Below are 15,370 nucleotides of genomic sequence, written 5' to 3'. Positions count from 1 at the left end.
CAGGGCATGTTCGAGGACCTGGGCCTGAAGTACGTCGGCCCCATCGACGGCCACGACATCGAGGCCCTGGAGTCCGCGCTGGCCCGCGCCAAGCGCTTCGGCGGCCCGGTCATCGTGCACTGCCTCACCGAGAAGGGCCGCGGCTACCAGCCCGCCCTCCAGGACGAGGCCGACCGCTTCCACGCCGTCGGCAAGATCCACCCCGACACCGGCCTGCCCATCGCCACCTCCGGCGCCGACTGGACCTCCGTCTTCGGCGAGGAGATGGTCAAGCTCGGCGAGGAGCGCGAGGACGTCGTCGCCATCACGGCGGCCATGCTCCAGCCGGTCGGCCTGGACAAGTTCGCCAAGCGCTTCCCCGACCGCGTCTACGACGTCGGCATCGCGGAGCAGCACGGCGCCGTCTCGGCGGCCGGTCTCGCCCACGGCGGGGTGCACCCCGTCTTCGCCGTCTACGCCACCTTCCTCAACCGCGCCTTCGACCAGGTCCTGATGGACGTGGCCCTGCACAAGTGCGGTGTCACCTTCGTCCTGGACCGCGCGGGCGTCACCGGCACCGACGGCGCCTCCCACAACGGCATGTGGGACATGTCGATCCTCCAGGTCGTCCCCGGGCTGCGCCTGGCCGCGCCGCGCGACGCCGACCAGGTCCGCGCCCAGCTGCGCGAGGCCGTCGCCGTCGAGGACGCGCCGACCGTGGTCCGCTTCTCCAAGGGCGCCGTCGGCCCCGCCGTACCCGCCCTGCGCAAGGTCGGCGGCATGGACGTGCTGCGCGAGCCCGGAGCCGACCGGCCCGACGTGCTCCTGGTCTCGGTCGGCGCGCTCGCCCCGATGTGCCTGGAGATCGCGGACCTGCTCGACAAGCAGGGCATCTCCACCACCGTCGTCGACCCCCGCTGGGTCAAGCCGGTCGACGAGGCCATGGCCCCGCTCGCCAACGAGCACCGGGTCGTCGTCACCGTGGAGGACAACAGCCGCGTCGGCGGTGTCGGCTCCGCGATCGCGCAGGCGCTGCGCGACGCGGGCGTGGACGTGCCGCTGCGCGACTTCGGCATCCCGCCGCGCTTCCTCGACCACGCCTCGCGCGCCGAGGTCATGGCCGAGATCGGGCTGACCGCGCCGGACATCGCGCGTCAGGTCACCGGCCTGGTCGCCAAGCTGGACGGCCGCTTCGAGGACAGCGCGGCCGCCGTGGAGGCCGCGCGCGACTAGCCGGGAGAAGAGCGCGCGCGGGAAGGCGCGCTCCCGGACCGACCCTTCGGGCCGGTTCCGCCGCCCTCTCCGGGTGGCGGAACCGGCCCGCTTGCGTGAACCTGCCAGTGCCGGGCACACGCATCCCCGGCCCTCTCGATCATGTCGAGGTCGACGCGCGTGGGAGGTAGGTACGTGTGAGCACGCTCTTCCGGACGAAGAACGTCGAGCAGTCCATCCGGGACACGGAGGAACCGGAGCATTCCCTCAAGAAGTCCCTCTCCGCCCTCGACCTGACCGTCTTCGGCGTCGGTGTCATCATCGGCACCGGCATCTTCGTACTCACCGGCCAGGTGGCGAAGAACAACGCGGGCCCCGCGGTCGCGCTGTCCTTCGTCGTGGCCGGCATCGTCTGCGGCCTGGCCGCGCTCTGCTACGCCGAGTTCGCCTCCACGGTCCCGGTGGCCGGGTCCGCGTACACCTTCGCGTACGCCTCCCTGGGCGAACTGCCCGCCTGGATCATCGGCTGGGACCTGGTGCTGGAGTTCGCGCTGGGCACGGCGGTGGTGGCGGTCGGCTGGTCGGGCTACATCCGCTCGCTGCTGGACAGCTGGGGCGCGACCCTGCCGCCGTACCTCTCGGGGCGGGACGGTGCCACCGGGTTCGGCTTCGACGTCCTCGCGGCCGCGCTGGTGCTGCTGCTGACCGCCGTCCTCGTGGTCGGCATGAAGCTCTCGGCGCGGATCACCTCCGTGGTCGTCGCGATCAAGGTGATCGTGGTGCTCATCGTGATCATCGGCGGCGCCTTCTTCATCACGGGCTCCAACTACGACCCGTTCATCCCTCCGGCCCAGCCGGCCGAGGCGGGCGGCGACCTCAGCGCGCCGCTCATCCAGCTCATGTTCGGCTGGGCCCCGGCCAACTTCGGGGTGATGGGCATCTTCACCGCCGCGTCGGTGGTGTTCTTCGCGTTCATCGGCTTCGACATCGTCGCCACCGCCGCCGAGGAGACCCGCAATCCGCAGCGGGACATGCCGCGCGGCATCCTCGGCTCGCTGGTCATCTGCACCTTGCTCTACGTCGCCGTGTCCATCGTGGTCACCGGCATGCAGAAGTACAGCCAACTCTCGATCGAGGCACCGCTCTCGGACGCCTTCAAGGCGCTCGGACACCCCTGGTTCGCGGGTGTCATCAGCTTCGGCGCGGTGATCGGTCTGACGACCGTGTGCATGATCCTGCTGCTCGGCCAGACCCGGGTGTTCTTCGCGATGAGCCGGGACGGACTGCTGCCCCGCTTCTTCTCCCGCGTCCACCCGCGCTTCCGCACCCCGCACCGGCCGACCATCCTGCTCGGCGTGATCATCGCGGTCATCGCGGGCTTCACCAGCCTGAGCGAGCTGGCCGAGCTGGTGAACATCGGCACGCTGTTCGCCTTCGTCGTCGTCGCGCTCAGCGTGATCATCCTGCGCAAGACCCGGCCCGACCTGCCCCGCGCGTTCCGCACCCCGTGGGTGCCGGTCCTGCCGATCGTGTCGGTGTGCGCCTCGCTGTGGCTGATGGTCAACCTGCCCACCGAGACCTGGCTCCGCTTCGCCATCTGGATGGCGATCGGCTTCGTCGTCTACTTCGTCTACGGCCGCACCCACAGCCGCCTCGCGGTGCGGGAGCGGGAGGCGGCGGGGGAGAAGCCCCCGGGCGGCGACAAGCCCTCGGGCGGCGCCCACTGAGCGCGGGCGCGGGCGCGTGAGTGCCGACGCGGGCGGGGGCTCAGCCCAGTGCCGTACGGGGGCCGGACACGTCCGCGCCCAAGTCGCCCACCCGGCGCCGCAGTTCGCGGTCGGCCGTGACCACCAGACGGTCGCGGTCGCCCGCATCGGCGACCAGCTCCACGATCCAGTCGTCGCCGCTGCCGGGGGCCGACTCCACCCGTACCCCGGGCACGGACTCGACCCCGCGCGCCGCGCCCTCCACGACCAGCACGATCTCCACGTCGTCCGTGCGGCCGGGCAGTCCGTCGGTGGCGAGCCGGTCCCGCAGCCGCTCGGCGGCGCCCTTGCGGTCGCGCCACCAGCCGTCGGGCCGTGAACCGACGACGTTCGCGCAGTCCACGATCGCGAGGAGAGGGCCTGCCTGGTCAGCGTTGCCTTGCACGTCGTCCATGCCTCCAGCGTCCCACGCCCGTGCCGAGGGGGCGCGGGACAGCGCCCGGACCGGGCCGTTTATGGTGATTCTGTGAACGGCGACTGGCTCATATGCGGCCGCGACGGGCGGCTCGGTGTCTACCACCCCACAAGCGACGCGGTCGTGTGCCGGGCGGAACGCCTGCCGGGCGGCGGCTGGACCGACCCGCGCAGGGTGGGCGGCGAACAGACACTCCACCCCGTCCTCGGCGTCGGCCAGGGCGCTGACGGCTACGCCCACCTGGTCGCGTGGCGGCCCGCCGCCCATGGCGCGGCGGAACTGATGCACTCCACCCACTTCCGCGCGCATCTCGCCGCGCTGGACTGGGTCCCCATCGGCCACCCCAACAAGCAGGGCCCCCGCACCGGTACGCCCGCCGTCGCGGTGGACGCCCAGGGCCGCGCCCATGTCTTCGTCCGCAACGGCGGCGGCGGGGTGAGCATGGCCGTCCAGAAGGAGCAGGGCGGCTGGGGGCCCTGGAAGGACCTCAAGGGCAGCGGTGTCCAGGACGGCCTCGCGGCGATCACGGGGGAGTCCGGTCTCGTCGAGCTGTACGCGGCGGTGCCCGGCGGCATCCTGCACTGGCGCCAGGAGAAGCCGGGCGGCGACCCGGTCCGCACGGAGGCCCTGGAGACCCCGGTCCGCCCCGGCACGCTGTACGCCCTGGCCACCTCCCCGGAGCGGACGACCCTCTTCTACACCGACGACTCCGGCACCCTCTCCGCCTGGCGCCCCGGTGACCCGCCCGCCGCGCTGCTGCCCGCCGCCAGTTCCGGCCCGGTGACCGCCGTCCGCTGCACGCTGGACGGACACGGCTGCACCCTGTTGGCCCAGCGCACGGCGAACGACCGGGTGGCGTTCGCCGCGTACCCCACGGAGCTGGAGTCGGCCGGTGCCTGGTGGGCCGAGTCGGGCCCGCGCCTGGCCGAGGACGCGGTGGTGTCGCTGGCGACGGACGAGTACGGCCGTACGGTCGCGGCCGCGCTCTCCCCCTCCACCGGACGCCTGCTGCTGACCCGCCGCAAGGACGAGCCGGGGCTCGCGCTGGAGGCGTGGCGCGAGGTCTGAGGCGGACCGGGGCTCCGCGCCGGGACACGCCCGCGTGGAGCCCCGCCGGACTCAGGGGGTGTCGCCGCCCCGGGCCGGGGACTTCCTGGCCGACTCGGGAATCGCCTTGTCGGCGCGCACGGCCTGCCACAACTCCTTGGCCTGCGGCTCGGCGGCCACGACCCGGTTGGGGTCCTGGGTGTCGTAGCGCACCGGCAGCATGATCGTGTCCATGGTGGCGGGGTCGACGCCGTTCATGCTGCGGCTGAACTCCGCGAGCTTGGTGAGGGAGTCGAGCCCGGAGTCGGTCGTGAGCGACTCGGTCAGCTTGTCGGCGACGGTGTACGCCTTGGTGGGGCTGCCGAGCAGGTCCTGCTTCTTGATCTCGGAGAGCAGGGAGATCAGGAACTTCTGCTGGAGGCCGATGCGTCCGAGGTCGCTGCCGTCGCCGATGCCGTGCCGGGTGCGCACGAACTCCAGGGCCTGAGTGCCCGTCAGCCGGGTCGTACCCGCCTTCAGGTCGAGGCCGCTGGAGGAGTCGTGGATGTCGCGGTCCACGGTGACGGGCACGCCGCCTATCGCGTCCACGAGCCCCTGGAAGCCGGCGAAGTCGATCTCCACGAAGTGGTCGAGCCGTACGCCCGACATCTGCTCGACGGTCTTGACCACACAGGCCGGACCGGCCACCGAGTAGACCGAGTTGAACATGACGCGGCGGGCGGAGGGCAGCTGCTTGCCGCTCCGGGTCGTGCACTCGGGCCGGGTCACGAGGGTGTCGCGCGGGATGCTGATCGCGACGGCCTTCTTCCGGCCCTCGGGTATGTGGATCACCAGCGCGGTGTCGGACCGGGCGCCGGAGACATTGCCGGTGTGCAGCGCCGCGTTGGCGCCGGAGCGCGAGTCGGAGCCGAGCACGAGCAGGTTCTGCCCCGAGGTCGGCAGCTTCTCCGGCCGGTTGTCACCGATGGCCCGGTCGAGGTCGACGCCCTTGATGTTGGAGTCGAGGCTGTCGTAGAGCCAGTAGCCGCTGCCGGCGCCTGCCAGGACGAGCACCGCCAGCGTGAGCAGGATCCACCGGCCGGTACGGCGCCGACGGCGGGGCGCGTCACTCTCGGGCGTCCGGGGCGGAGCGGCGGGTGCCTCGGCCTTGGGAGTTGTCATGAAGTCGCTGTCCTCGTCTGCTCATGCCAGGGCGATTTCGTGGTGAGTGCTCGGACAGACCGACCAGCCGCGACGGACGTTGTACGGCAATGATGTAGATCACATGGCATGTCTGTGTAGGTCGTACATGCGAAGCTGGTGCGGTCGTCGGTCACGCAGGGGGAGATGACCAATGCGTGGTCATAAGGTGCACGCGGCGTGCATATTATGTGACGACTCAATATCTTCGGATCGAAGGGGGTGTCTCGTCGTGATGCGCTCTCTGCTGTTCCGGCGTGCTGGGGAGGGCGGGGTCCCGGTCCATCGGACCTGATTCCGTTCGGCGGGACGGGTCGGTCCCGCGCTGACGCCGCGTGCGATGGGGCGCGCCGGATTCGGTTGACCGTGTGGTCCCGACTGTTCCGCCCGCCCTGTGAACGCGGGGTTCGGGCATGCCTCGGGTGAGGGCGTGGCCGACGGCTCGGGCGACCGCGGTGTGGGGGGCGACGGGCCCCGGTTCGGGATGGAGTTGCTGTCCGGGTGGTCGACTCCGGACTTCGAGTTGGATGGTGTGGACGTCGGGTGAGCCTGAACAATCCTGAGGCAAGCGCACTTGTGTCGACATATCGATCTGTCGTGCCGGCGGGGGCCCGGCGCTGGATCGTTCAGAAGGTCCCCACCCCCATGCGTACTTCGGTGAAGCGGTCCTTTGCCACGGCCGACGCCGTCCGGTCCGCGGCCGTGGTCCGCGCGATGAGCGGCCGTCGCCGGGGCGAGGAGGGCACCGCCGACGATGTCCGGCGCGTCGTACGGGTGGCCGGCAAGCACCTCCAGGCCGTGGAGGTGGACGGCGCCACGGAGTGGGCCGCGCGGGCGCGCAACCTCCATCTCCTCGTCTCCTTCCTGGAAGAGGCCGGGATGGACTACTTCTGTGTCCGCGGCACCGGTTCGCCGCGGGTGCCGTGCGTGGCGATTCCCGCCCGGTGGCGCGGACGGTTCGAGGAACTCCTGCAGGCCGCCTGCGCCCGCTATCCGGGGTACGTCGGGACGGCGTCCCCGCTGCGGCTGCGGCCGGGCGGTTCGGCGACGAGCTGGCGTGCGCTGCGCGGGCAGAGCGTGCTGCGGCTGGCCTGGGTGGTCTGCGATCCCACCGGAAAGCTGGTGTTCGGCGGCGAGTCCGGCTGCGACATCGAGTTCTGGGACGAGGTCGACGGCAAGCTCGTGGCGCCGCGCCCCAACAAGGTGGTGACCGAGATCCCGGTGGACGCGGGGAGGTGCTGGGCGGGGCAGAAACGTTTCAGCACGGTGCCCGGCCCCTACATGACCGGCCGTACCCGTACCCTCCCCGAGTTCCTCGCAGCGCTGCCCGACGACCACCTCTTCCCGATCGACGTCGTCTACACCTGGGTCGACGATTCGGACCCGCTGTGGCGTGCGCGCAGGGACGCGGCCCGCAGGCAGCTCGCGGCGGGCCGGGGCGACGTACTGCACGAGCAGGCGGCCAACGACGCCCGGTTCACCAGCCGGGACGAGCTGAAGTACTCGCTGCGGTCGCTCCACCAGTACGCCCCGTGGGTGCGCAACATCTTCCTGGTCACGGCCGGTCAGGTGCCGTCGTGGCTGCGTACGGACTTTCCCGGCATCCGCGTGGTGGACCACCGGGAGATCTTCTCCGACCCGGACGCGCTTCCGACGTTCAACTCCCATGCCATCGAAAGCCAGTTGCACCACATCGAGGACCTGGCGGAACACTTCCTCTACCTCAACGACGACGTGTTCTTCGGGCGTCCCGTGTCGCCGGGCACCTTCTTCCACCCCAACGGGCTGACCAAGTTCTTCCAGTCGAAGGCGCTGATCCCGTCCGGGGGCGCCAGCTCGGACGACCTCCCCGTCAACGCGGCGGGCAAGAACAGCCGGGGCCTGATCGCCCAGCAGTTCGGCACGGTCATCTCCCAGAAGATGAAGCACACTCCGCACGCGCTCCGGCGCAGCGTCCTCGCGGAGATGGAGCACGTGTACGGCAAGGCCCACCGCGTGACCCAGCATTCACGCTTCCGCTCGCCCACAGACGTGCCGATCGCCTCGTCGCTGCACCACTACTACGCCTACGGCTCGGCACGCGCCACCGTCGGCGACATCCGGTACCTCTACGTCGACCTGGCCGACGAACTGGCCCAGCGGCGCCTCAACAACCTCCTGGCACGCCGCAACTTCGACACCTTCTGCATGAACGACACCGTCACCGCCGCCGATCCCGAAGCGCAGGCTCGCATGGTCTCCACCTTCCTGGACTCCTACTTCCCGGTCCCCAGTCCTTTCGAGGCCGCCCCCGAGGCTGCCTCCGAGGCCGCGCCGCTCCGCGGTGCGGCCCGCAGGGGAGAACTGGGGAACACCGAGTCATGACGCTCCGCCACAAGACCTCGGCCGTCACCCGGCGCGCGAGCGCGGTCCCGCGCCGTCTGCGTCCCCGTGCCGTCCTCCTGCGCGCCCGGCTGATGGGCTTCCTGATCCCGCTTCGCAGGCGTGCCGCGCAGGTCCGCTACGCAGGCATCCTCGACGGCCAGACCGTGAACCTGCACGTCCAGCTGCCGGCCTCGGCCGGACTGCCCGAGCAGGCGGAGATCGTCCTGAGCCGCGGCCGGCACAGTCACCCCACCGAGGCCCGCGTCTACCGGGGCACCGAGGGGGAGACCTTCGTAGACGCCGCCGTCCTGCTGGGCGCCGGGGTCGGCGGGCTGCCCATCGGCACCGGACGCTGGCGCGTGAGGCTGCGGGTCCGCACCGGACGGCGCACGCGCACGCTGTCGCTGCTGCTGGTGGAACCGCCGGTGCCCTACGCCGGACCCACCAAGCCGATGGAGGCGTCCCCGGTGACGGGCGAACGCCACCGCATCGGCCGCTCGGTGCGCGGCAGCGTCCGCGTGGTCAGCGCCGACGCCCGTGCCGCCGTCGAGGTGGCCAAGGTGCACCTCGAACATTCGGGACTCACCGTCGACTTCCGGGTGCTGGGTACCCGGTTCGAGGCGCCGTGGGCCGAGTTCACGGCCTCCGGACGCACCGTCGAGCGGGCCGTCACCGCCCTCGGGCCCGACATCCTCCGCGTCGAGGTGCCCCTGGGCGAGATGGCGCCCCGTGGTGTCCGGCCGGAACACTGGGACGTCCAGCTGCGCGACGCCACCGGCAGGTCGCTGCGCCTGGGGCGCCGACTGCACGACGTGCGCAATCCGCTGCGCGTCTTCGCCGTCCGCAGGCTCGCCGTCACCCCGCCGGGGCTCACCACCATGATCGTCCAACCGCGCTACACCCCCGCAGGGAATCTCCGGGTGACCTGCACGCGCATGCCCGAGGCAGGCTGAACCGACAGATGAAGATCACGTTCCTGCTGACCACGGCCGACGCCGTCGGTGGTACCGAACGCGCGGTGTTCAACCAGGCGTCCGAGCTCGCGGCGCGCCACGACGTGCGTGTGCTCAGCGTCTTCAAGAGCAGACCCGAGCAGTTCTTCACCCCGGACACCAGGGTCCGCGTCGACTATCTGGTCGACCTGACCTCCACGCCTCCCCGGCCGCTGCGCGACACCCCGGTCGAGGACTCGGTGTGGGCCGGTCTCGCGGCCCAGCCGAGCCAGGTGGTCGAGCGCCCCTGGGAGCCGGTGTTCAGCCGGCTGTCGGACCTCGAACTGGGCCTCGCCCTCCAGGACACCGACACCGACATCCTCATCAGCACCACTCCGGCGCTGATGGCGCTGGCCGTCCGCTACGCCCCCGCGCACGTCGTCACCGTCCATCAGGAACACCGGGTGTCGGAGCTGCGCGGCCCCACCGGGGAGCCCCTGCGCCGTTACGCGGCCCAGCTCGACGCCCTGGCCGTGCTCAGCGAGCGCACCCTCGAATGGTTCGCCGAGACCCTGGGCGACGCCGCGCCGCGCCTGGAGGTCGTACCCAACGCCCTGCCCAGTGGCTTCCGGCCGCGCTCGACGCTGCGCACCCGCACGGTGGTGATCGCCGGCCGGCTGGTCGCCGAGAAACAGATCGACCATGCCATCACGGCCTGGGCGACGGTCGCCCGGCACCATCCCGACTGGCAGCTCAGGATCTTCGGCGACGGACCGCTCAGCGGTGCCCTGCGCCGCCAGATCGACATGCTCGGACTGCACGACTGCGTCCAGCTGAACAGCAACTCCCGCCATCTCGCGGAGGAGTGGGCCAAGGCCAGCATCGCCACCCTGACCTCGCGCAGCGAGGCGTTCGGCCTGGTGCTCGCCGAGGCGCACGCGGCCGGTGTGCCGGTCGTCTCCTACGACTCGCCCAACGGCCCGCGCGAGGTCGTGATCGAGGGGCAGACCGGCCTCCTCGTCCCGCCCGGCGACACCGACGCCCTCGCCTCCGCCCTGATGCTGCTCATCGAGGACACCGAACTGCGGCTGCGCATGGGCGCCGCGGCCCTGGACTCGGTGGACCGCTTCGCGCCCGCCACGGTCACCGCCCAGTGGGAGCGCATCTTCCACGAGCTCGTCGCCGAACGGGACAGCGGCCGACGTGCCGCCGTCAAGGCCGAGCGCCAGGCCGTGCACGCCCACCGCAGCGGTCCCGACGGAATCCTGCCGTCCGCGGCCCCCACGCCCGCCACCATGGTGCGCTCGGACGAGCAACAGACCGCGGAGGAGCGGCTGCTCAAGCGGGACGACCTGGTCAAGGACGGCGGCCAGGTGTGCAGGCTGCTGGACTGGGAGTCGCCCTGGGACGTCGTCCAGAACAATCTCGCCCTGGCGGTGAACGCCCTCGAAGCCGCCGACATCCCCCACCTCGTCGTACGCGACCAGATGATCCGGCACACCGTCGCCGTGCATGCCGGGTACCGGGAGGCCGTGTTCAAGGCGCTGGCGAGCACCCATGCCGGGGAGGCCGTGTACGCAAGCGTCCTCAACGAGGGGCAGAAGACGACCGCCACCGTCCTCGCCGGACTGGTCGCCCCGTACGTGTCTCCGGCCGTCTCCGGCGTCCGCGTCCACCAGAACCTGGTCTCTCCCTCGCGCACGCTGCGCCTCGGCGCCGTGTACGGCTGCACCATCTCGTTCTGGGAGACCGACCCCGAGGACCCGACCTGGCTGCGGAGCCCCACCCGGACGCTCATCGGCGACCGGGTGCCGGGAAAGGCCCTGCGCCGCAGAGCACTTTCCCTCGCGGGCCGCGCCTACCCGAGCATCGAGCCGTTCACCCGGACGCTGCACGGAGACATCACCTTCCCCATCGACGCCGTCTACACCTGGGTCAACGGGGGCGACGTGGACTGGCTGGAGCGCAAGAGCGCCGTCCTCGCGGCGCTCGGCCTGGACACGGAGGACTCGGCGACGAGCGCCGCCCGGTTCCGGGACCGTGACGAACTGCGCTACTCCCTGCGGTCCATCGACATGTACGCCCCCTGGATCCGCAACATCTACATCGTCACCGACCGGCAGGTCCCCCACTGGCTCGACGTCGACCACCCGCGGGTCCGCGTCGTGGACCACACGGAGATCTTCGGCGACCGGGGCACGCTGCCGACGTACAACTCCCATGCCATCGAGAGCCAGTTGCACCACATCGAGGGGCTGGCCGAGCACGTCCTGTACTTCAACGACGACATGTTCATCGGGCGCACCGTGCGACCCGACCTGTTCTTCCTCGGCAACGGCCAGGCCAAGCACTTCATGTCACCGACCTCCATACCGATGGCCCCGGTCTCGGAGGAGGACGAGTTCAACATCGCGGGTGCCAAGAACAACAGGGAGCTGATCGAGCGGGACTTCGGCCAGACCCTGGTCAACGGCTTCCTGCACGCGCCGTACCCGCTGCGGCGCAGTGTCCTCGAGGACATCGCGGAGCGCTACCACGAGGAGTCGGCGGCGACCGCCACCCACCAGCTGCGCAGTCACGACGACATCTCGATCCCCTCGTCCCTGCACCACTACTACGCGTACCACACGCTGCGCAGCGTGCCCGGCAGCATCTCCTGCGGCTTCGTCAACGTCGGCCTGACCGAGCACAAGCCCCGGCTCAGCCGCCTCCTCGCGGTGCGGCCGCACGACGTGTTCTGCCTGAACGACTACCACGACGGCGACATCACCGCGGACGAACAGGACGCGATCCTCGCCGCGTTCCTGCCCAGCTACTTCCCGGTGCCGAGTCAGTTCGAGACCGGATCGACGCGCAACGAGCGCGCCCGGCTCGGCTATCTGCCCGGCTGGCCGATGTGAACACCCCGAGTCCCGTCACCGGGAGGAGCGACAACGTGAACACCCCCGCGTCGACACTGCAGGTCATGGCGCATCCGGACGACGACCTGTTCTTCGTGAACCCCGCCATCCTGCAGGGGCTGAAGAACGGCACCCGCACCACGACCGTCTACCTCACGAGCGGGGACTCCGACGGGCGCAACCCCCGGCCCTGGCAGTCGGATCCGGTGATCGAGGACCGGGCGGCCTACGGCAAGGCCCGGCAGAACGGGATCAAGGCCGCCTACGCGGCGATGACGCTGGGCGACCGCACCGCGCCGTGGAAGGCGATGACCCTGACCACGGCGGAGGGCCCGGTGGCGGAGGTCTTCTCGCTGAACGGCGCGCCCTGGGTGACCCTGATCTTCCTCAACATCCGGCAGCACGGGACCCCGGAGGGCCTCCCGAGGAGCCTGCACGTGCTGTGGCGCGAGGAGACCGAGCGGGTTCCCACGCTGGTGCTGAGCGACGGGCTGGTCCAGGAGCAGCACTGGTACACCCGGACCGGACTGGTCCAGACCCTCGTCCAGATCATGGACATCGTCCGTCCCACCGTGATCCGCAGCCTGGACCCGGACCCCGACCGCCTCGTGCACAACGAGCGGTTCCCGCAGCGCCACGACTACCGCGATCTGTCCGACCACTGCGACCACACCGCGGCCGCCCTGTTCACCTGGCTCGCCCTGAACCGCTACCAGGGGCCCGCCGAGGGGCGGACGTTCACGGTGGAGGCCTTCCGCGGGTACTACAACGAGCGCTGGCCGCACAACCTCGGCATCCGGGCCGTCGCGCAGAAGGAGCTGTTCCTCAACCTCTACGCGGCGGCCGACGGCTACGACTGCGGTGACCCGGCGGGCAGCGGGGACTACTCCGTCGGGCTGGCCTCCCGGATGACCGGGTGGGTGCAGAGCACGAACCCGCGGTATCCCGGCGGCACCAACTGGCTCCAGGCCGACCGGTCCGGGCGGCTCACCGCCTTCGCCGTGGTCAACCAGCAGGCCGCGGTGTGGCTGGAGACGCAGCCCGGCACCGGCCAGTGGCGGGGTCCCTTCCTCCTCGGCGGCGGACCGCTCGCCCCCGGCCTCGCGGTCTGCCTCACGCCCGACGGGCGCTGGCAGATCTTCGCCGAGCGGCTGTCCCGCCTGGCGGCGGACGACGCGCACACGCGGGAGATCGTGCTGCTCGAACAGACCGAGCCCGGTGGCGGGTTCGGCACCTGGACCAGCCTCGGCAACCCCTCCGCCGGGGCACCGCACCGCGACCGGCACCTCGGTACGCCCGTCGCCGTCCGGGACGGCGCGGGCCGGGTGCACCTCTTCGTGCGCAACGCCGGTCAGGGACTGCACACCCGCGTCGGGATGCCCGACGGCACCTGGAGCGGCTGGACCGACCTGCGGGGGCACGAGCTGCAGGAAGGGCTCACGGCGGTCACCGCGGCCAGCGGCCAGGTCGACGTGTTCGGTGCCAGTCGCGAGGCCGTCTTCCGCTGGGGACACCGGTCCCTGAGCGAACCGCTCGTCCGTGCCCCGCGCTTCCGGCTCGCGCCGTCCGCCGGTCCGGTGACGGCCGTGCTGCAGCCCAGCGGCCGGGTCATGACCGCCTACCGGGAGCCGGACACGGGGAACGTGCTCGTCGCCCAGGAGGACGCCCCGGGGGGCAACTGGGCGGAGCCCGCGAAGTCGGTGGGAGGCCGGGGCGGCTACGGCGCCGTGGCGCTCGCCGCGGGACCGTCCGAGCAGACGGGCACGCTCGTGGCGTGCCGCAGTGACCTCGGCGGCGTCGCCCACCGCTTCCTGCCCGGTGACCAGCCCTGGCGGGAACTGTCCACGGAGGCGCTGGGCGGCGCCTTCGTCGGCGCCCCCGCGGCCGCGTTCGACGCGCAGGGCCGAGCAGTGATCGCGGTGATCGGCGCCGACGCCCGTCTGGCCACCGCCCGCCAGACGGAACCCGGAGCACCCGAGTTCGACGACTGGACGATCGTCGGCTGACCGGGACGTGCACGGGACTGCCGCGTGATGCCGGATCGGGGTGGACCCGGGGTGAGCGAGGTGCGTACGGCAGCGGCCGCCGACGGTCCAGAGCCGTCGGCGGCCTCCTGGGCCGCGTGAACCGGCCTGGCAGAGGCGGCTGCTGGAGACATCAGGAAGACATGAGGAACACATGAGGAAGATCTGCATCATCGGAAACTCGGTCGCCGCCCCGCGGTCCGAGGAGGAGGCACCGCTCGCCGGCTGGGGGCAGTACCTCGGCGAGTTCCTCGGCGAGGGCTACGAGGTGCGCAACTACGCCCGCGACGCCATGACCCTGCGCGGCTACTTCACCGAGCGGCTGACCGCACTCCTCAGCCTCGTCGGCCCCGGAGACCTGGTACTCATCGCCTTCGGAAGCGTCGAGCAGCGCATCAACCAGCTCAACCGGCACCACGGGCCGCGCGAGTACATGGAGTACATGCGCCTGTACGTGGAGGCCATCCGGGGCGAGGGAGCCGTCCCGGTGCTGGTCACCGCGACGGCTCGCTGTGCCTTCGACGAGGCCGGCAACGTGGTGGACACCAACGACGCCTACCCCGAGCTCACCCGCAAGGCGGCGGCGGAGACAGGTGCCGTGCTGGTCGACATGAACGCCTTCACCGCGAATCTGCTCACGCAACTGGGGCCCCGGCGCGCGCGTCGGATCTTCCGGTGGCTGGACCCGGGCGAGCACCCGAACCACCCCGACGGCATCATCGACTCCACCCACTACAACGACATGGGAGCCCGTGAAGTGGCCCGGCGGCTGGCCGAGTGCCTCGCCCACACTCCCGGACTGCCCCAGGGCATGATCGACCCGCAGCGGCTGGAGCCGGGCATGGTTCCCCCGGTGCTCACCGAGTTCACCGTGAACCGGCCGGAGCTGGCCCTCACCATCGCGCCGAGCCTCCCCGCCGCGCCCGTCTTCGACTCGCCCGCGTCCGGACAGATCGTCGGCGCCTCCCGCAAGCTGACCGGCAAGGCACCGGCCGGGACCGGTTACGTCCTCTTCTACGAAGCGGGCCGCTACCTCGGGGGGACCGCCGTCTCCGCCTCGGGCACCTGGCAGTGGCGCCGCGTCGTCAACTGGCCCGCCGGGCCGCACACGGTCGAGGTGCTCGGAGTCTCGGGCAACGAGGTCTCCACGACCTCCGCGGTGGACTTCGAGGTTCTCGACCGCCTCGACCCTCCGCAGGTCGTGGAGCCGCGGCCGGACGCCTGGTGCGGTCCCCGCCCCCGCTTCTCCGGTACCGCGTCGCGCGGCGTGCACAAGGTGATGGTCCTCGAACAGGGCCGGCTCATCGCCGAGGCCCCCGTCCAGGAGGACGGAACCTGGCGCGTCACCCACGCCCACGACTGGCGGCCGGGCACGTACGCGGTCGAGTTCGTGTCGGTGTTCAGCGCCATCCACTCCGCCCCCACCCCGCTGACCCTGCGCGTGCACGGCATCCCCGAGGACAGCTGGCTGCACTCGTCACTGTCCTCGCGTGAACCCTGTTCCGGTACCTGCGAGCACTATCCGGCCATGCCCGTCTGGTGAACCGCCGCA

General features: G+C 71.4%; 10 protein-coding genes. 8 read left to right on the top strand and 2 right to left on the bottom strand.

What is annotated here, in order from left to right:
* The coding region (locus GTW40_RS18625; RefSeq protein ID WP_272919019.1) for a transketolase C-terminal domain-containing protein at positions 1-1,212 on the top strand (1,212 nt) is incomplete at its 5' end.
* A gap of 176 nt (positions 1,213-1,388) precedes the next feature.
* On the top strand, positions 1,389-2,918 hold the full coding sequence (locus tag GTW40_RS18620; protein WP_161181329.1) for an amino acid permease: 1,530 nt from the start codon (positions 1,389-1,391) through the stop codon (positions 2,916-2,918).
* Positions 2,919-2,958: 40 nt separating this feature from the next.
* Here the strand turns inward: GTW40_RS18620 and GTW40_RS18615 are convergent, their stop codons facing one another.
* Positions 2,959-3,351 carry an NYN domain-containing protein gene (locus GTW40_RS18615; protein WP_161181328.1) on the bottom strand — a complete coding sequence of 131 codons (393 nt, stop codon included), beginning with the start codon at positions 3,349-3,351 and terminating at the stop codon, positions 2,959-2,961.
* 72 nt (positions 3,352-3,423) lie between these two features.
* Between GTW40_RS18615 and GTW40_RS18610 the strand changes: the two genes are divergently transcribed.
* Entirely contained in the window at positions 3,424-4,440 is a 1,017-nt protein-coding gene (locus GTW40_RS18610; protein WP_161181327.1) for a hypothetical protein, read from the top strand.
* 51 nt (positions 4,441-4,491) lie between these two features.
* Here GTW40_RS18610 and GTW40_RS18605 read toward each other — a convergent pair whose 3' ends face one another.
* Positions 4,492-5,580, bottom strand: a complete 1,089-nt coding sequence (locus tag GTW40_RS18605) for an LCP family protein (RefSeq protein WP_161181326.1) — start codon at positions 5,578-5,580, stop codon at positions 4,492-4,494.
* A gap of 663 nt (positions 5,581-6,243) precedes the next feature.
* Here GTW40_RS18605 and GTW40_RS18600 point away from each other — a divergent pair.
* From GTW40_RS18600 to GTW40_RS18580, 5 genes are all read left to right on the top strand, one after another.
* A complete protein-coding gene (locus GTW40_RS18600; RefSeq protein ID WP_161181325.1) occupies positions 6,244-7,962 on the top strand; it encodes a stealth family protein in 1,719 nt (572 codons plus the stop codon).
* Positions 7,959-8,915, top strand: coding sequence for a hypothetical protein (locus tag GTW40_RS18595; protein WP_202486087.1), 957 nt, complete (start codon positions 7,959-7,961; stop codon positions 8,913-8,915). Before GTW40_RS18600 ends, GTW40_RS18595 begins: the two co-directional genes overlap by 4 nt.
* An 8-nt stretch (positions 8,916-8,923) precedes the next feature.
* Positions 8,924-11,794, top strand: coding sequence for a stealth conserved region 3 domain-containing protein (locus GTW40_RS18590; RefSeq protein WP_161181324.1), 2,871 nt, complete (start codon positions 8,924-8,926; stop codon positions 11,792-11,794).
* Between the two features lie 35 nt (positions 11,795-11,829).
* Positions 11,830-13,800 (top strand): PIG-L family deacetylase, encoded by a 1,971-nt coding sequence (locus GTW40_RS18585; RefSeq protein ID WP_161181323.1) that lies wholly within the window; start codon positions 11,830-11,832, stop codon positions 13,798-13,800.
* Positions 13,801-13,972: 172 nt separating this feature from the next.
* Entirely contained in the window at positions 13,973-15,361 is a 1,389-nt protein-coding gene (locus GTW40_RS18580; protein ID WP_161181322.1) for a GDSL-type esterase/lipase family protein, read from the top strand.
* Positions 15,362-15,370: the final 9 nt, after the last annotated feature.

Origin of the sequence: Streptomyces sp. SID4985 (assembly GCF_009863025.1) — a bacterium.
Lineage (GTDB): Bacteria > Actinomycetota > Actinomycetes > Streptomycetales > Streptomycetaceae > Streptomyces.
Note: the sequence above shows the minus strand (reverse complement) of the source record. Positions and strands in the feature narration are given on the sequence as shown.